Source organism: Tamlana carrageenivorans, assembly GCF_002893765.1.
Lineage (GTDB): Bacteria > Bacteroidota > Bacteroidia > Flavobacteriales > Flavobacteriaceae > Pseudotamlana > Pseudotamlana carrageenivorans.
Genome location: NZ_CP025938.1, coordinates 1,485,567 through 1,504,171 on the forward strand (window position 1 = coordinate 1,485,567; position 18,605 = coordinate 1,504,171).

The 18,605-nt window shown below is 34.8% G+C and carries 16 protein-coding genes, 1 pseudogene and 1 riboswitch; of the genes and pseudogenes, 2 read left to right on the forward strand and 15 right to left on the reverse strand.

All coding sequences use genetic code 11. The features are described 5' to 3' along the window. Positions 1–23: 23 nt before the first annotated feature. On the forward strand, positions 24–905 hold the full coding sequence (locus C1A40_RS06635) for a sugar phosphate isomerase/epimerase family protein (protein ID WP_158651308.1): 882 nt from the start codon (positions 24–26) through the stop codon (positions 903–905). Between the two features lie 14 nt (positions 906–919). Here the strand turns inward: C1A40_RS06635 and C1A40_RS06640 are convergent, their stop codons facing one another. Further along, the gene (locus C1A40_RS06640) at positions 920–1,780 is read right to left on the reverse strand and encodes an OmpA family protein (RefSeq protein ID WP_102995213.1); all 861 of its coding nucleotides are present in this window, start codon (positions 1,778–1,780) and stop codon (positions 920–922) included. 123 nt (positions 1,781–1,903) lie between these two features. Between C1A40_RS06640 and C1A40_RS06645 the strand changes: the two genes are divergently transcribed. Next, complete coding sequence (locus C1A40_RS06645; RefSeq protein ID WP_102994439.1) at positions 1,904–2,782, forward strand: IS982 family transposase; 879 nt, start codon at positions 1,904–1,906, stop codon at positions 2,780–2,782. Between the two features lie 240 nt (positions 2,783–3,022). On the opposite strand, the gene C1A40_RS06650 is transcribed toward C1A40_RS06645, so the two are convergent. The 14 genes and pseudogenes from C1A40_RS06650 to C1A40_RS06720 form a co-directional block, all read right to left on the reverse strand. After that, positions 3,023–4,657: a S41 family peptidase gene (locus C1A40_RS06650; protein ID WP_102995214.1), complete on the reverse strand. Its 1,635-nt coding sequence runs from the start codon at positions 4,655–4,657 to the stop codon at positions 3,023–3,025. A gap of 8 nt (positions 4,658–4,665) precedes the next feature. Beyond that, positions 4,666–5,043, reverse strand: a complete 378-nt coding sequence (gene rnpA / locus C1A40_RS06655) for a ribonuclease P protein component (protein ID WP_067151716.1) — start codon at positions 5,041–5,043, stop codon at positions 4,666–4,668. A 114-nt stretch (positions 5,044–5,157) separates the two neighbouring features. Beyond that, positions 5,158–6,065 (reverse strand): annotated as a pseudogene (locus C1A40_RS18770) (IS256 family transposase, variant Zn-binding type); the annotation flags it as partial. 248 nt (positions 6,066–6,313) lie between these two features. Beyond that, positions 6,314–7,438, reverse strand: a complete 1,125-nt coding sequence (thiH, locus tag C1A40_RS06665; RefSeq protein WP_102995215.1) for a 2-iminoacetate synthase ThiH — start codon at positions 7,436–7,438, stop codon at positions 6,314–6,316. Positions 7,439–7,549: 111 nt separating this feature from the next. Continuing rightward, entirely contained in the window at positions 7,550–8,320 is a 771-nt protein-coding gene (locus C1A40_RS06670; RefSeq protein WP_102995216.1) for a thiazole synthase, read from the reverse strand. A gap of 46 nt (positions 8,321–8,366) precedes the next feature. Then, entirely contained in the window at positions 8,367–9,023 is a 657-nt protein-coding gene (gene thiE / locus C1A40_RS06675; protein WP_102995217.1) for a thiamine phosphate synthase, read from the reverse strand. A 73-nt stretch (positions 9,024–9,096) separates the two neighbouring features. Next, positions 9,097–9,462, reverse strand: a complete 366-nt coding sequence (locus C1A40_RS06680; RefSeq protein ID WP_102995218.1) for a four helix bundle protein — start codon at positions 9,460–9,462, stop codon at positions 9,097–9,099. Between the two features lie 34 nt (positions 9,463–9,496). Beyond that, entirely contained in the window at positions 9,497–10,303 is an 807-nt protein-coding gene (locus C1A40_RS06685) for a hydroxymethylpyrimidine/phosphomethylpyrimidine kinase (RefSeq protein WP_102995219.1), read from the reverse strand. A 335-nt stretch (positions 10,304–10,638) separates the two neighbouring features. Then, entirely contained in the window at positions 10,639–11,241 is a 603-nt protein-coding gene (locus C1A40_RS06695; protein ID WP_102995221.1) for a thiamine phosphate synthase, read from the reverse strand. Between the two features lie 87 nt (positions 11,242–11,328). Beyond that, the gene (gene thiC / locus C1A40_RS06700; protein ID WP_102995222.1) at positions 11,329–13,188 is read right to left on the reverse strand and encodes a phosphomethylpyrimidine synthase ThiC; all 1,860 of its coding nucleotides are present in this window, start codon (positions 13,186–13,188) and stop codon (positions 11,329–11,331) included. A 103-nt stretch (positions 13,189–13,291) separates the two neighbouring features. Next, positions 13,292–13,495 (reverse strand): sulfur carrier protein ThiS, encoded by a 204-nt coding sequence (thiS, locus tag C1A40_RS06705; RefSeq protein ID WP_102997157.1) that lies wholly within the window; start codon positions 13,493–13,495, stop codon positions 13,292–13,294. Positions 13,496–13,607: 112 nt separating this feature from the next. Continuing rightward, positions 13,608–13,702: riboswitch (TPP riboswitch) on the reverse strand. A 233-nt stretch (positions 13,703–13,935) separates the two neighbouring features. Then, the gene (locus C1A40_RS06710; RefSeq protein ID WP_422395602.1) at positions 13,936–15,765 is read right to left on the reverse strand and encodes a M1 family metallopeptidase; all 1,830 of its coding nucleotides are present in this window, start codon (positions 15,763–15,765) and stop codon (positions 13,936–13,938) included. A 183-nt stretch (positions 15,766–15,948) separates the two neighbouring features. Further along, positions 15,949–17,559 carry a S8 family peptidase gene (locus C1A40_RS06715; protein ID WP_102995224.1) on the reverse strand — a complete coding sequence of 537 codons (1,611 nt, stop codon included), beginning with the start codon at positions 17,557–17,559 and terminating at the stop codon, positions 15,949–15,951. Between the two features lie 34 nt (positions 17,560–17,593). Then, positions 17,594–18,457, reverse strand: a complete 864-nt coding sequence (locus C1A40_RS06720) for an MBL fold metallo-hydrolase (RefSeq protein WP_102995225.1) — start codon at positions 18,455–18,457, stop codon at positions 17,594–17,596. Positions 18,458–18,605: the final 148 nt, after the last annotated feature.

The following is an 18,605-nucleotide window of genomic DNA, read 5'->3' on the forward strand; positions in this document are numbered from 1 at the left end:
AATAGCGGTAAATGTTTAGATTAATGATTTTTAAAAAATTAAAAATTAAGCTGGTACTAATTTTACTGGCTCTAAACTTTGCTTGTTTTAAGAATACAAAGCAGATTCGTATTGAAGACATATCACCTTGGTGTATCGTGTCGTTCGATTCTCTAGAACGCCAACCTAAGGCACGTATTGCCATGTTAAAAACTATGGGGTTTTCTAAATATGGTTACAATTGGAAAGAAAATCATTTATCCTATATTGAAGAAGAATTTGCTCTTGCTAAAGCCAATAATTTAGAAATTGTATCCATTTTTTTGTGGTTAAATGCCAAAAGAGATAGCATCGGAAAATTAAGTGCTTTAAATGAACAGTTATTTAATAAGCTCAAATTAATTGATAATAAACCAGAAATATGGTTGAGTTTTAGTGATAATTATTTTGAAAATTTATCGCAAGAAGAAGCTTTAAACCGTGCCATCTCATATATCAAATTTGTAAAGGAAAAAGCTGATCAAGTAGGATGTGGTATCGCATTATACAACCATCATGGCTGGTTTGGAAATCCTGATAATCAAGTCGACATCATTAAAAAATTACCAGAATATGATTTAAAGATGGTGTATAATTTTCATCATGCTCACGATTATTTAGATGATTATCCAAGGATCTTAAAAAAAATAAAGCCTTATTTAACTTATGTTAATTTAAATGGATTACGAAAAGATGGTCCTAAAATATTAACCATAGGTGAAGGTGATTATGAGTACGACATGATTAAAACGCTGTTAGATGAAGGGTATTATGGACCTTGGGGTATTTTAGGTCATATTAAAACCGAAGATGTAGAAGTTGTTTTACAAAGAAATATGGCGGGCGTAGAGCGAATAAATCAACGATTAATTGATGATATTAAATAAGCTTTCTAAAAGTATTATTTTACTTGATCATCCACATAAGTGATAACAATTTCAACGCGTCTGTCAAATTTAGGATCACCGCCTAATGGAAATTTTCTGCGCATGCCTAGGTGTCTCATACGTTTTTTACTCACCCCTTTTTTAGCAAAGTAGTTATAAACAAATTCGGCACGGGCTTCAGAAAGGTTGCGTTTTTTCGTTTTTATATCTACGGCATCACGGGTGTTTTGTGTGCAACATACATGGCCTTGAATGGTGAAATAAATGTCTTTACGGGCTACAAGCGCATCGGCTATCTCTTCAAGATTACGCTGAGATTCGGCGTTAATAGTAACTTCACCAGTTTTAAAGTGAATGGTGCTAAAAACTATTTTATCACCTTTTTTACCTTCTTTAATCTTTTCAATGATGGTTTTTTCTTTTTCCTCATTTAAAATTTTAACCTCTTCAATAGTTTCTGGCTCTGGAAGTTTAGGTTCCACGATAATTTCAACTTTTCGGTTTAAGCCTCGAATTTTTAAAATATCTTCTTCTTTTACAATTCTGAGTAAAATTTTTCCTTTGCCATCCACATTAGTAATTAAGCTTTCGCTTATTTTATTGTTTGAAAATATGCTTTTTATGGCATCAGCACGTTGTTGAGAAAGGATTAAATTATAATTATCGGCGCCGCGATCGTCGCAAAATCCGAATATAGAAATGGATTCTATTTGGATATCATTTAAGGTGGAAATGAAGAGAAGTAAGCGGTTTTCTTCAGTACTAGGAACATCGTATTTATCGGTCTCAAAATACACTTCATGTGTCAGTGCTTGTTGCGAAAAAGCACAGATACACTGGAGTGTTATTAATAAGGATACCAATAATTTAATCATAGTAGGAAGTCATAAGCGATATAAATATAATATTTTTAACCCGTTGTGCATTATGATTTAAAAGAAAAAAGTTGTTCATCTTACTGAAAATCAGTAAATTGATTTAACTACAAATCATTAATAATGAACAACTTGAGTGCAAATTACGAAAGAATATTGGAAGTATTAAGAAAAATATCGAAAGAACAACTTTTAAGTTATCAAAGACGACAACCAAAGCTTAGTGATTTAGAACTTATCAGTTTGAGTCTTACTGCCGAATTTATGGGAATAGATAGTGAAAATGACCTTTTTAGAAAACTTCCAGATTCCCTATTATCAAAAATAGAGAGAAGTGTCTACAATAGAAGAAGACGAAAACTAGTTAATAAGCTCAACAGTATCAGGTTAAGCTTAGCTTCCCATTTTAATGAATTTGAAGATTATTTTGTAGTAGATAGTATGCCTTTAGAAGTTTGTAAATTATCACGCAGTTCTCGTTCAAAGATTTGTAAAGAAAACACTTATGCATTTCCAGATAAAGGTTATTGTGCAGCTCAAAGTTCTAATTATTACGGTTATAAACTGCACGCTGTTTGTTCTGTAAATGGTGTCTTTCAAAGTATCGATTTGAGTCCAGCATCTGTACACGATATTAATTATCTTAAAGATATTAAGATGCAAATAAGCGATTGTACATTAATTGGTGATAAAGGCTATTTATCAACAGAAATACAGCTTAACTTGTTTGAAACCTGTAATATAACGCTAAATACACCTATGAGAAGCAATCAAAAAAATTACAAAGTACAGCCTTATGTATTTAGAAAAAAGAGGAAAAGGATAGAAACATTATTTTCACAACTTTGTGACCAATTTATGATAAGACGCAATTATGCTAAAACTTTTGAAGGTTTTAAAACAAGAATCGTAGCTAAGATAACTGCTTTAACAACTATTCAGTATATCAATAAGTTTATTTTTGGGAGAAACATTAATAATATTAAAATTAGCATTATTTAAAATGCACAACGGGTTATTTTTAATTTATAAATAGCAAGAAGCTAGGGCATCTGAATTTTTTATAGATGAACGGGAAGAAATGATGATAATTGGCTGTATGGAATATGCTTTAGGCTATATGCATCAGGGTTATAGCTAATAATATTATAAAGAGCGTTACAAAGTTACAGAGTATGTTGTGAGGTTGCTCTAAAGCGTAATGCATATGATAGCTTAGAGTCTACAGCTTAAAGTTCTCAACTACCTTAAATAACTTTGGTAAGTTGTAGAATTACTTAATATTTTAGTAGCTTTTTTAATTTCAGTATCATGAATTTTATAATAATCATATAAACCTTCACGATACACGTAGCATTTCACAATATCTTCGATTAATAATTCTAGTAAATAGGCTTTATTTTCGTCTATAACCGTGTTTTTAGAAGCGTTTAAATGATTTATTAGCGTATTGTACTCTTTTTCAATATTGTCGTTTAAAGCTTCTTTTTTAGCGGTTTCAAAAGCTTTTTTTAGGTCTTTTTCTGTTTCAGTTTCAAATGAAAAATTGTTGGTTTTCAAGTAATTTTTGAAATCTGAAAAATCTTTGTCCGTTAAGCTGAAACTATTAATATGCTTGATATCATGATTGTAATAATAATTAACCGCGTAGTTAAAGATGAAATCGCTTTCTTGAATGGCTTTGGTAATGGTTGGATTTTTTGCCGCATCTAAAGCTACATCTGGTAATACCCCGCCGCCATCAAAAACTTTTCTTCCGTTTTTAGTTTTAAACTGGTGATAGTTTTCTTTTTTAACACGTACCGCCTCCCCTTTTTCGTTTCTATTCCAATAGTCTAAAGACTGAATACAACGGCCCGATGGGGTGTAATATCTTGAAATGGTAATTTTAACTTGAGTGCCGTAAGTGAGTTGTTTAGGACGTTGAACCAAACCTTTACCAAAACTTCTAGAGCCTACAATAACGGCACGATCTAAATCTTGCAACGCGCCCGATACAATTTCACTTGCAGAGGCACTGGCACCATCGATTAAAACCACTAATGGAATTTCGGTATCTATAGGTTGATTTTGAGTAATATAGGTTCTGTTATACTTTTTTACTTTCGATTTTGTGGTAACAACTAATTGCCCTTTTGGCACAAATAGATTTACAATTTTAATAGCCTCATTAAGTAATCCGCCAGGGTTTCCTCGTAAATCTAAAATGATTTTTTTAGCCCCTTGAGCTTTTAAATCGCGTAAAGCATAATTGGTTTCTGTGTAAGCTTTGTTATTAAAGCGGCTTAAAACAATGTAGCCTGTTTTATCGTTTACCATTGAAAAATGCGGAACCGCCTTGATATCTACCTCGGCACGTTTTATAGTGGTCGTATGTGATTTTCCTTGGCGTAAATAGGTCACTTCAACCGATGAATCTGAGGTTCCTTTTAATAAATCGCCAGCATGATCTTCGTAATTAGCAACTACCGTATTTCCTATTTTAATGATTTCATCACCTGGTTTTAAGCCAGCTTTATCTGCTGGATAATCTTTATAAGGTTCGATAACTAGAAGTTTATCTTTTAGCGTTTTTATACGTGCACCAATACCTGTATAATCGCCGGTATTATTAATTCTAGCAGCTTCAACATCCTGTTCGTTCATAAAGTTCGTGTACGGATCTAAATCGGCTAACATGCTTTTAATAGCCGTGTCCATAAGCGCTCCAGGATTGGTTTCATCCACATAATTCATGTTGAGTTCTTTGAATAAAGTGGTGAAAATTTCTATTTGTTTCGCTATTTCAAAAAAATCATTTTTAAAGGCCGATGTCGTTAAAAATACAACACCAACTACAACTGGAATTATAACTTTTTTACTAAAGATTTTTTTCATGTAAACTATTATTTTTCAGAAATATGACTTCTAAATTTTTCAAATAGAAGCTGCATGCGTTTTTCTATATAATCAAATTTTGGTTTGTCTTTACCAATGTACAAAATCATAAACGCATAGGGCTGACTTAAATTGTTAAAATAAGTGGCTTTGTTAAGGCGATAAGCTTCTCTCATCAAACGTTTTATACGATTTCTATCTACAGCCAATTTAAAATGACGTTTGCTTACCGATATACCAGTCTGTGCCAAGGTGTTTTCTTCGAATTGGCATGGCATAAATACCAAGCGTAAGGGATAGGCCGAAACCGACTTTCCTTCAGCAAATAATTGCTCGATGCGTTTTTTGCTTTTAAGTTTTTCTTTTTTACTAAACGTGAAGCTCAATGGGTGTGTTTTAAAGCTTCAAAGGTAATGAAATAAAAAAGTAGGTTTTTAATTATCTAGGTTAGGTAATTAAAAATTTAGGCCTAATAGACAAAATGGTTGGTCTTTTAACACCTATTCTTGTACGTCTATTTTTGCTTTTAAAAACTCATTAATAAATTTGATTTTTCTTTGTTTGGTTAATCCGTTATGATTTCTGAGTTTGTTTTTTAAATCAGAAAAATGCCCATCAATCATATTGGTTGTATTAGGAATATTTAAATCGTAATTATCATACCATGTAAATAACCATGTCATATTCGTATTAAGACTTCTATACGCACTCCTAAGTCGTTTATGGGTAAAATGACTCTTGCCTGTTTCATTATTAATAGTTCGCTCATTTAAAAAGCTTTCCCACTTAATAAACCACATATTTAATCCTCCTTCGAAAGATTCTTTATCTGTATTTTTGAGCATAGCTACATGCGTTTTTAATTCAATTGAAGCAAGCATTTTCGGGTTCTTAGTTATATATCTTCTTATTGCAGCAACTTGATGAAATTGACAGAGCTGGACGGTATTCCTTTAAACGTACCAACCAAGCCTTTTCTACCATCACATACAATAGCAACAATCTCAAAACCTTTAGATTTTAGCTCATTAATCCCCTTTATATACAAAGCGTTAGTTTCTGATTTGACGTAATACCAAAGAAGATTCTCCTTGCTGTAAGCATCCTTAAAGAGCATTAATCCAAAGCTTCTCCCCCAATATGTTGTATCCATTAAGACAATAACTTTCTTAGGTGTTATCTCTACGTCCTTTACTTGATGAAGATCTAGTTTACGTTGTATAGTTCGCTTTGAACATCCATATTTCTGAGAAAGCTGTAAATAGGTCTGCTTTCCTCTGGTATATTCATCCCAAAGAGAGTCTACTTGAATTTCTTTTCCTCCAGTAAAAACACTTTTACAATTCAAACATTTATAACGCTGTTTTTCTAATCTAACACCATATTTATGGGTTAGTAAGCTATTACAAAATTTACATTTTTTTTATTCAAAGCCTTTGATTTGCTTCAAAGCTAATAAACATAAGCTCTTCGAAAGGATTTACCAACCATTTTGTCCATTACATCAAAATTTAGGTGTATTTATGGAGTACAGTTCAAAAAAATTAAACCTTTCAGGTTTTCAAAACCTGAAAGGTCTGTAATTTTATAAGTCATAATCACGCTTACTAATTAGTTAGTTGAATGCTTGACTCGTGAATCAATTTTTGTAACCCTTTAAAATGAATTCACATAACTTCTATCCCAATCTTTCCAAACCACTTCGTAACCCTGCGATTGAATCATTTCTTTAATAGCATCAGTTGAACGTTCATCGGAAATTTCAAATTGCTCCAAAGATTGAGGTTCTACAGCGTAACCACCGGGGTTGGTTTTAGATTCAGCACTTATAGATGTAATTCCTAATTTGATGATGTGATTTCTAAAGGTTTCACTTTCGCGTGTAGACATTGATAATTCGACATCTTCATCCAACAAACGATATGCACAAATGAGTTGCACTAAATCTTTATCGGTCATTTCAACTTTGGGTTGTACTTCACCTTGATGCGGACGTAATCGTGGAAATGAAATTGAATATTTTGTTTTCCAATACGTTTTTTGAAGGTATTTTAAATGCAATGCCGTATAAAAACTATCAACACGCCAATCTTCTAATCCGAATAAAGCGCCCAAACCAATTTTGTGTATACCTGCTTTGCCTAAGCGATCGGGGGTGTCTAAACGGTAATTAAAATTTGATTTTTTTCCTTTCGGATGATGTATTTTGTAAGTCGCTTCGTGATAGGTTTCTTGATATACCAAAACAGCATATAAGCCTTCAGTAATGAGCGTTTCGTATTCCTCTTGATCCAATGGCTGCACTTCAATACTGATGTTTGAAAAATGGTTTCTAACTAAGGCAATGGCGTGTTTCAAATAGGAGACTCCAACGGTTCTATTAGCTTCACCGGTAACCAATAAAATATGATCGTAACCTAAACTTTTTATGTGAGCCACTTCTTTTAAAATTTCGGCATCACTTAAGGTTTTACGTGGAATTTTATTGGTCATACTAAATCCGCAGTAGGTACATATATTTTGGCATTCATTGGATAAATACATAGGGATATACATCTGAATGGTATTCCCAAATCGCTTTTTAGTGAGCTCATGGCTACGTTGAGCCATTTGCTCTAAAAACGGTGTAGCGGCTGGCGAAATAAGTACTTTAAAATCGTCTAAAGTTATTTTATCTTTTGCCAATACGTTTTTCACATCAGCTTCAGAAAACCCATATATGTCATGTTCTAAGGTGTCCCAGTCGTATAGATCAAAAGTGTCTCGGAAGGTGTTTTTCATGTTTTTGTTTGAGAGTTAAGGAGTTGAGGAGTTAAGAAGTTGAGGAGTTGAGGAGTTAAGAAGTTGAGGAGTTAAGGAGTTGAGGAGTTAAGAAGTTGAGGAGTTACTTTTTTAATTTAAAAATGATGTTAATGGGCTACTAGCTTCGGCGTGTTTTTTAACGGGTGCTAATTTTGCATTATAAGCCATTCTACCAGCTTCTACAGCCATTTTAAAGGCTTTACCCATAGCTACAGGGTTTTGAGAAACGGCGATGGCAGTATTCACTAAAACGGCATCTGCTCCTAATTCCATAGCGAATGCCGCATGCGATGGGGCGCCAATACCAGCGTCTACAATAACAGGAACATTGCTTTGCTCAATGATGATTTCTAAAAAATCGTTTGTTTTTAAACCTTTATTACTGCCAATTGGAGCGCCTAAAGGCATCACACATTGTACACCTACTTCTTCTAAACGCTTGCATAACACTGGATCGGCATGAATGTATGGCATGACTACAAAACCTAATTTCACTAACTCTTCAGCAGCTTTTAAGGTTTCTATAGGATCGGGTAATAAATATTTTGGGTCAGGATGAATTTCTAATTTTACCCAATTGGTTTTTAAAGCTTCTCGAGCTAATTGTGCGGCAAAAACAGCTTCTTTGGCCGTTCTAACTCCAGATGTATTTGGTAGTAAGTTGATGTGGTTTTCTTTTAAATGCACCAGCATATCATCCGACTCGTTATCCATGTCAACGCGTTTTAAAGCCACGGTTACCAGTTCACTTTCTGAAGCTAAAATACTTTCGCGCATTAAACGCGTATTACTAAATTTTCCAGTGCCAGTAAACAATCGTGAGGTGAAGGTTTTATCGGCTATTTTTAGGGTGTCTTTCATTTTTTTTTTAGGAGTTTGGAAGTTCTGTAGTTATGGAGTTATGAAGTTATGAAGTTGAGGGGGTAGGCTTCCAGACTTGTTCTACAACGTCGTTTTTATGTCTTAACAGCTTTTTTATTCTTTCAATAGTATTAAATGCGTTTGTTATTTCTCCTGAGGCTGCGATACCGTAAACTCCTGTTTTTAATAGTTCAGAGATATCGTTAATAGTTATACCTCCTATAGCAATTATGGGTGTTTCTGATTTTAGACTTTCTATAATATTTTGGTAACCCGAAAGCCCTAAAATCGGACTCAAATTTTCTTTAGTTTCGGTGAATCTAAAAGGGCCTAACCCTATATAATCTACTTTTTTGTTGATTAAACTCTCGCAATCGTCAAGCGTATTTGCTGTACCTCCAATAATTTGCCATGAATACAACGTTTTTCTAACAGTTTCTGGATCAGCATCCGATTTTCCTAAATGGACCCCATCAGCTTTTACCGTTTTAGCTATTTTATAATGGTCGTTAATTATTAGCCGGGTTTGAAAATGGGATGTAATGTCACGCGCTTCTTCTGCAGCTTTTAAAATTTTCTTTTCTGAATAATTTTTTAAACGCAATTGAACCAGTTCTGCTCCCGATTGACAAGCCTGTTGGATGTTTTCCAGATGTGTTTTAGGTGAACTTCCTTGCGATATGTAGTGTAGTTTTGGAATCATTTTTTGTTTTTATAGAAGTTAAGTAGTTAAGTAGTTTTAGAAGTTAAGTAGTTAAGAAGTTTAAGTAGTTAAGTTAATTCATGGACTTGATAATGCTTCGGCAATAGGCGTTTAACATTTTACTCACTTCTTGTATTAATTTTACTTGTTTATCGTTGTTTTCTACATAACCTAAGTCTTTGGAAAGTATTAAAAAGTATCTGCATTCTTCTAGTGAGGCTTGCGAAAAATTATAAAATCTTAGTTTCTCTTTCGGACTTTTACGTTTATATCCTTCGGCAATATTGGCGGTTATTGAAACCGCTGCTCTTCGAAATTGAGAGGTTAATCCGTAAATTTCTTCTCTTGGAAATTGTTTACTCATTTTATAAACCTCCAGTACGAATTGATGACCGGCTTGCCAAACTTTTAATGCTTCAAAACTTTTTGTTAATTCCATACTCAACTACTTAAAATTTCTATATTTCATGCAGCTAAACCACCGCGACATTCATTTTGTGTGTTCCTAAAAGGCTTTCATTGCTGCGTAAATAGGTTTCTATGTATATTTTAGCATTTATAGCAGCGTCTTTTATTGGAAAACCAGCAGCGATATTACAAGCTAAACTCGATGATAAAACACAACCGCTACCATGTTTTTCGTAAATCGTTTTGTAAATAGGAAAAATTTCAATGGCCTCGATCGTGTCGTAATACAATTCATCCCATCCTTTTTTATTTTGGCGGTGCCCCCCTTTTAAGTAGATTTTAGTGTAATTTGAGATGTGCTTAATGGTTTGTTTAACAGTAAATTCAGGATAAAGCGCTTTAATTTCATCGTAATTTGGAGTAATAATATAACATTGTTTCCAAATTTTTTCGAGGAGTTCTTGACTTTCTTTAAAATGGAAATCGAACCCCGAACTTGCCTTAATTACTGGGTCTAAAACCACTTTAATTTTGGGGTTTAACAGATGTAGTTTATCTAAAATTAGGGATAAAGTTTGCCAATTTTCAATAATTCCAATTTTTACAACTGAAATATTAAAACGTTCGAAAAGGGTTTCAATTTGATTTAAAATAACCTTTGGGTTCGTCCAAATACATTGTTTAAAATCAATGTCATTTTGAATGGTGATGGCGCTGCAAGTTGATAAGCCATAGAAGCCATGGGCTTCAAAAGTTTTGATGTCTGAAGTCATTCCTGCCCCTCCAGAAGGGTCGTGACCTGCAATACTTAATATACAATTATCAAATAACGAGGTACCATTTGTAGTAGATGTGGTGTAATTTTTATTCATACTATAAATTAGTTTAGTTATGTTGATAATAGCAACTTAGGATACTTTAGGGGTATAAATATACTTGTTTTAGTAGCATTTATAAGATTTTGGGGAGAGTTGTATCCTTTGTTTTTTGTAAGTTTTAGTGCATATGTTAATCGTTTTAAGTTATTGAATTTCAGATATTTTATTTTATCATTTAAGATTAATGAATTGTTAATAACGCGTTGGTGATTCATACATACACACCATCTAGAAAATAATTTTTCTGTAATCTTTTGTATAAAGTCAGCGAAAATACGGGATTTTTTTAACATAAAATTCCTACTTATTAATTTTCTTTATTTTCCAAATTACTGATTACCATTAGAGTGTTTTAATTGATATAGGTTTTTAAAACTTTCAACAGGGTTTTCGCTTTGCCAAATACCTCCTAAAACACCTACGCCTTTAAAACCTAATTGTTCAAATTCGCTTAAGTTTTTTGCAGTTACACCACCCATTCCTACAATGGTTTTATCGATGTGATTGACATCAAATTTTCGACCTTCATATCCTGGTTTTGATATGGATGAAAATACAGGACTTAATAAATGATAATCGAATTCGAAATAACAATTTTCTAGTTCTTCAGGTTCATGAAAGGAAGCACTAATTGTTTTTCCAAACATATTTAAATTTTTAAAGTACTGCCCTGGATTATCGATATGATCCCTTCTTTTTTGTTCCTGAAAATGAATCCCCTTCAGTTCAAATGCATTTACCAACTCATGAAAATGATGCACGACTACCCTATTGTGATATTTTTTATCAATCTGATTTAAGTAGTTCACGTATTGCTCGTAAGTTTTACTCGGTTTTCTTAAATGATAATATTGTAAACCCGCTTGAAATAGCTGATGTAGCATTTCAATTTCGTTTGGAATATCATTTTCTGGAGCTATAACGACTATCATTTTGTCAATTGATAATTAACAATTGACAATGTGCAATTTTAATAACTGGATGTAATTGTTCATTGCACATTGTAAATTGAATATTGATTAAAGATAAACCTCTGAACCTTTTTCTTTAAATTCTTGAGACTTCTCTTCCATGCCTTTTTGGATCACTTCGTTATCGACAATATCATTTTCGGCAGCGAAATCGCGCACCTCTTGTGAAATTTTCATGGAACAGAATTTTGGTCCGCACATCGAACAGAAATGCGCCACTTTAGCGCCATCGGCAGGCAGTGTTTCATCGTGATATTCTAAAGCACGCTCAGGGTCTAAACCTAAGTTAAACTGGTCTTCCCAGCGGAACTCAAAACGTGCCATACTTAAAGCATTATCACGGTGTTGTGCCCCTGGATGTCCTTTGGCTAAATCGGCAGCGTGTGCCGCTAATTTATAAGTGACTACACCAACACGAACGTCTTCTTTATTTGGTAAACCTAGGTGTTCTTTTGGCGTTACATAACATAACATCGCGCAACCAAACCAACCAATCATTGCAGCTCCAATACCGGAAGTGATGTGATCGTAACCTGGAGCAATATCGGTCGTTAAAGGGCCTAAGGTGTAAAAAGGCGCTTCGTCGCAAACTTCAATTTGCTTTTCCATGTTTTCCTTAATCATGTGCATTGGTACGTGACCTGGTCCTTCAATAAAACACTGCACTTCGTGCTTACGTGCAATTTGGGTAAGTTCACCAAGCGTTTCTAATTCGGCAAATTGGGCTTCATCATTCGCATCGGCAATCGATCCTGGACGTAAACCATCGCCTAAAGAAAAGGCAACATCGTAAGATTTCAAAATTTCGCAAATCTCTTCGAAATGCGTGTATAAGAAACTTTCTTTATGATGCGCTAAACACCATTTAGCCATGATGGAACCACCACGAGAAACGATACCAGTTACACGATTGGCTGTCATTGGTACATAACGTAACAATACCCCTGCGTGGATGGTGAAATAATCGACCCCTTGCTCGGCCTGTTCTATTAAAGTATCACGAAAAATTTCCCAAGTTAAATCTTCGGCAACGCCATTTACTTTCTCTAATGCTTGGTAAATAGGCACGGTACCTACTGGAACTGGTGAGTTACGGATTATCCACTCACGGGTTTCATGAATGTTTTGTCCGGTTGATAAATCCATGATATTATCGGCACCCCAACGGCAAGCCCAAACGGCTTTTTCTACCTCTTCTTCAATAGATGAGGTGGTAGCAGAGTTTCCAATATTAGCGTTTATTTTCACTAAGAAGTTACGACCTAAAATCATAGGTTCGGCTTCTGGGTGATTGATGTTTGAAGGAATAACGGCACGGCCTCTAGCAACTTCCGAACGTACAAATTCAGGAGTAATTTTTTCTGGAATAGCGGCACCAAAGTGTTCTCCTTTGTGCTGCTTTCTTATTTCGGTCATTTCATCGATACGCTGATTTTCACGAATGGCGATATATTCCATTTCTGGCGTGATGATGCCTTGTTTAGCATAGTGTAACTGCGTGACATTTTTACCTTTTTTTGCACGTTTTGGTTTGTGTTTTAAATCAAAACGCATGTGGTCTAAACTTTTGTCGTTTAAACGCTCGTTACAATATTTAGAAGTAAAAGTATCTAATTCTTCCACATCGCCACGGTCTAAAATCCACTGTTCTCTAATACGTTCGATACCGTTATGAACGTTAATTTCTTTATTCGGATCGGTGTATGGACCAGAAGTATCGTAAACCGTTACCGGTTCGTTAGCCGTTTTCTTTTTGGTCATCGAATCGGTGGTATCGCTTAAAGAAATTTCACGCATCGCTACTTTAATTTGCGGATGAATTTTTCCTGATACGTAAATCTTTTTCGAATTTGGAAAAGGCTTTCTGGTAATTTGACCTTCTTTTGGAGCTGTGTCTTTGTTTTTCATTGTTATTTTGTTTTCCTCCTAAGCCCGAAGGGCAAATAAAGAGTGGTTATTTTTAATAAGATTTTAAAGCGTTTAATTTTCCCGTTTTGGGATTAAGGGGCTTTTACCCGCCTTGTGTAGCTTGTATAATGAGAATATTATCGTTTTCGGAAAAATTTTGTGAAGCCCAAGAATCACGTGAAATGATGGCGCTGTTTATAGCAACCGCGATACCATTTTGGGACGTGTTTAATTTTTCTAGTAATTGAAGAATATTGAAGTCTTTAGCAACCTCCAAAATTTTCTCGTTAACCCGTATTTTAATCATAAACAGAATATTTAAATATGCTGTAAATTTTGAAGGGTCGAGAAAAATGGGCTTTGAAAAGAAAGTGCGCATGCTGGCACTAAAATGAAAAGGTTTGTAAACACATATTGCCATGTGCTTTTCAACTTTTCCCTTCGGCGGTACTAACCGCATCAGGTTCAAAGGGTTTTTCTCAGTTCGATTTAACGAACACCCCTAAAGTTTACACTACAAATGTATTAAAAATTTTATAGGGTTTAATAGGAAGGGTTGTTTCTTTTTCGGTTGCGTTTGTTATAAGAATTATTTCACAGTGTTTTTGAGTGTTTCACAGAGACACTCAGAGGTACACAGAGATATGCAGAGATATGCAGAGATATGCAGAGATATCACCAGTTTGTAAAAATAAAAAGCCCTCTTGAATTAACAAAAAGGGCTTTTCAAAATGATTTACTAAATGATTAGTTTTCGTTATTTTCTCGATTAATATCGGCCATCATTTGTTTGGGGTCGATGGTAACACTTTTTAAGGTTTTAGGTGTTTTAAAACTGTAAGTTGGATAGGCCCAAGCCCAATCATTTAAAATGGTTGCTGTGGTTGGCTTTTCACCACGCATCATTTGTAATGGAATGTAAAAATCTTGAGTGGTTCCGTCGGTATAAGTTACGCTCACATCTATAGGCATAGGCATTAAACCGATACGTTCTAAAGTGAACGTGTTGCCTTCCACAGATTTAACACCGTAATCTATAGTGTTGGTAGTACCTGTCCAATCGGTGAGATACCATTCCAATTCTAAGCCTGAAACTTTTTCAGCAATACGAATAAAATCTACACGATTAGGGTGTTTAAAGGCCCAATTATTAAAGTATTCTTTTATGGTGGTTTCTAAATTTTCTTGTCCGATGATATAAGCCAATTGGTTTAAAAAGATATATCCTTTATAATACGCTGAAATGGAAGAAGAACGGTTTAGGTGAAAACGGTCGGCCTGAGTTGTTAATGGTTGCTCGGTTCCAGATTTAACATAATAATTATAAACATCGTAGGTTTGTTTGGTTGATTTTTGGAATGAAATATTATTAATATGATCTTCGGCCAATTTCCCAAAATACTGGGTGAACCCTTCGTCCATCCAATAGTTGGTTAATTCATTAGTGGCTAATAAAAACTGAAACCAAGAGTGTGCCATTTCATGTGCCGTAACACCAAATAAACCTTCAAAATTTCCTTCTCCAAGAATGAGTGTAGACATGGCGTATTCCATACCACCATCGCCACCTTGAATGATAGAGTATTGATCGTAAGGATATTTTCCAATATGTTCACTATAAAACTGCATGAGCTCCACGGCTTTTGGTTGAAGCTTTTTCCAGTTATCTAATTTATCTTTTGGCATGGTACTTTTATACAAAAAGTGGAGTAGTGGTCCGTTAGGAACTTGCATAGTGTCATGCTTGTATTCTGGATCGGCTGCCCAAGTAAAATCGTGTACATTTGGCGCTTTAAAATGCCAAGTTAATTTATCGGTATTTGGGCGTTTAACAGACCCTGTTTCGTAACCATAACCCACTTCGTTTGGGTTTTGTAAATAACCGGTGCCGCCAACAACATAATTTTTATCAATATGAAGCGTCACGTCAAAATCACCCCAAACACCATAGAATTCACGTCCTATGTAGGGATCGGCGTGCCAACCTTCATAATCGTATTCCGCTAATTTAGGATACCATTGGGTCATGGATAAGGCTACACCTTCCTTATTATTTCGGCCAGAACGACGAATTTGAACTGGAACTTGAGCATCAAAAACCATATCGAAAGTGACGCTTTCCCCAGGTTGAATAGGTTTGGCCAGTTGAACTTCTAAAACAGTACCAACGGTTTCATGTTGTATAGTAATACCGTTTTGTTTTAATGAATTTACTTTTATATAACCAATTTCATTGGGTTTTAATTTACCAATACGATCTTTAACTCTTCCATCGGGATCGGGGATGTTTTGTGAACGAACATCCATTTCACTACCTGGCTGAAAAGCGTTAGGGTATATATGGTAAAATACCTTGTTTAAAACGTCGGGTGAATTGTTGGTATAGACCAGTTTTTGAGTTCCTTTGTATTGATAGGTGTTTACATCCATATCAATATCCATGGTGTAATCGACATGTTGTTGCCAATATGAGGTTAATCGTGGACTATTTATTTTTGATGGTTTTAAAGGCGATTGTTTTGAATCCGTTTTAGCGGGTTGTACGGCTGCCGTTTGCTGTGGAGATTTACATGCCATGAAGCATGCTAAGCAAAAAACAGTGAGAAGGAAGCGATTCATTAGGATTAGAATAAAAAGATTAATTTGATTAATATCAATAAAAATGCCTGTTGACTATAATCGACGTGTTATTTAAATAAGAACAGCATTCGATTATGTTCAACAGGCATGATTACTATTTATTTAGTTGTACTACAATAATTACTTAGCAGCAGATAATTTAGCAGCCATAATTAAAGCATTATAAGCATTAACCATTTTACCAGATTTACTTAAATCTGCAAAAGGTCTAACATCGGCCGTATTACCTCCAACAATGACTTTTCTGTTGATGGCTAAACCAGAATCTAAAATCACTTGTTTTACTTCAGCAGCTGAAAGATTTGGGTAGTAAGAGCGCACTAAAGCGGCTACACCAGCCACTGCAGGAGCAGCCATAGAAGTTCCTCCTTTAGTATCGTATTCGTTTTCTGGAGTTGTAGAGTATATGCTAGCACCTGGCGCAAATACATCCACGTTTTGTTTTCCATAGTTTGAGAAACCAGCAACCATTTTAGACCCGTATGAAGGGGCTAAAGCACCAACTCTAATGTAAGTATCTGAAATTTCTTTGCCATTTACATTATCATCTGGGAAGTTAGGTTCTGTGTCAACATCCTTACTGTCATTTCCGGCAGCATGTACAAAAATCACATCGTTTTTAGCAGCGTAAGCAATGGCTTCTCGCACGATATCGGCATGTGGTGAAAAGCTTTTTCCAAAACTTCCGTTAATAACTTTAGCATCGTTATCTACGGCATAACGAATGGATAAAGCGACATCTTTATCATATTCATCACCATTAGGTACCACCCTTACACTCATTATTTCCACATTGTTAGCCACACCATTAGCGCCTTTTCCGTTATTACGAACGGCAGCAATAATTCCGGCAACATGTGTACCGTGGCTTTCAGATTTTTTTACAGGTTTTACATTAGCATCGCCGTAATATTTTGTAGAAAAATCTTCCGGATCATCACCATTTACGCGACCTTTAAAATCTTTATTTAAATTGTAATTTAGTCTTTCATTAATGCTTTCAATAGCATTTTTTATTTCTTTTTCAGCGACATGTATAGACTCCAATCCGTTTCCATACATCCCCATAGCCATTTGTTTAGCTTGTAATAAAGTCTCGTCGTCGGTAACTAAGTTTTTAACCTCTTCTTTAGTATAGTCATCTTTTCCAAAATGTGCTTTTAAAGTGTTATTAGTATTGGTGATAACTTGGTAAAATTGGTCATATTGTTTTTTTCTGTTTACCCAAGTTTCATATTCTTTATCATATTCAGCTTCAGCTCTTGCATAATCAGGGTCGTTTTTATCACCTTTTACTAGAATTCTTACAAACTCTAACTGCTCATCATAACCTTTACCTAAGAAATTCCAACCGTGAATATCATCAACATATCCATTTTTATCATCGTCGATGCCATTTCCAGGAATTTCATCTTCATTGGTCCAAAGATTTTCGTTTAAATCTTCATGATCGATATCAATTCCAGAATCAATAACGGCAACAATAACTTTTTTCCCTTTTTTGTTTTTAATTAATTCGGTGTAAGCGCGATCTACGCTCATTCCAGGGATGGTATCTTTAACAAGATCTAGATGTCCCCAATTATGAGCTTCGGCTTCCGTGAGTTCTGAAACTTTTAAAGGTGAAGAATCTATATTTTCAACGGGAGTAGAAACAATACTTGACCCGCCACAGCCAGAAAGTAATACAGCTGCAAAGGCTGAAGTTGCTATTGTTTTAATGGTTTTCATAGTTACCTTTTTTATTATTAAATGTGTTATTATATTAATTGTTAAATATTTGTCTTGTGGTAAAGGTGTCTTTTAATCGCACCCCTTTTTCGGTGTGTTGTACGGTAATAATTTCGTTATGAGCATCGTGTTCTAAAAACAGATATAGGTTTTTATCGGCAGCCATGTTTAGAAACTTTTCTTTCTCATTCATGGTGAGTAAAGGTCTGGTGTCGTAGCCCATAACATAGGGTAGCGGTATATGTCCAACGGTAGGTAATAGATCGGCCATAAATGCAATGGTTTTATCTTGATACCTTATCATAGGAATCATTTGTTTATCGGTGTGCCCATTTGCAAAAAAGATATCGAAGCCTAGGGCTGAATTTTTAAGGAGATCGTTTTCCGGAACGGCGGTAAATTTTAGTTGTCCGCTTTCTTCCATAGGTAGGATGTTTTCTTTTAAGAAAGAAGCTTTTTCGCGGCGATTGGGTTGTGTTGCCCATTGCCAATGATCTTCATTCGTCCAAAAGTGGGCATTTTTAAAGGCTGGTTCATAGCCTGTTTTATCTTTATTCCATTGAATACTACCTCCACAATGGTCGAAGTGTAAATGTGTTAGAAAAACATCGGTAATATCGTCGCGATGAAAACCGTATTGTTTTAAGGAGCTATCTAAATTAAAATCGCCCCACATGTAGTAATAACCAAAAAACTTATCCGATTGTTTATTTCCCATACCATTATCGATTAAAATTAAGCGATCGCCATCTTCAATAAGTAAACATCGCGCCGATAAATCGATCATATTATTGGCATCAGAAGGATTGGTACGTTGCCAAATGGATTTTGGAACTACGCCAAACATGGCGCCTCCATCAAGTTTAAAATTGCCTGTGTTTATTGGATATAAGGTCATAAGATAACAAAACTAACAAATCTATTAACAAAGTTCTTAAATGTTAAGAATTTATTAAGAAATAACTTGCATTAAAAATGGGTGATGATAAATATCTTTTTCTAAGAAAAAAACTAAAATATTAGGATATTCATATAAATTGGTTTTG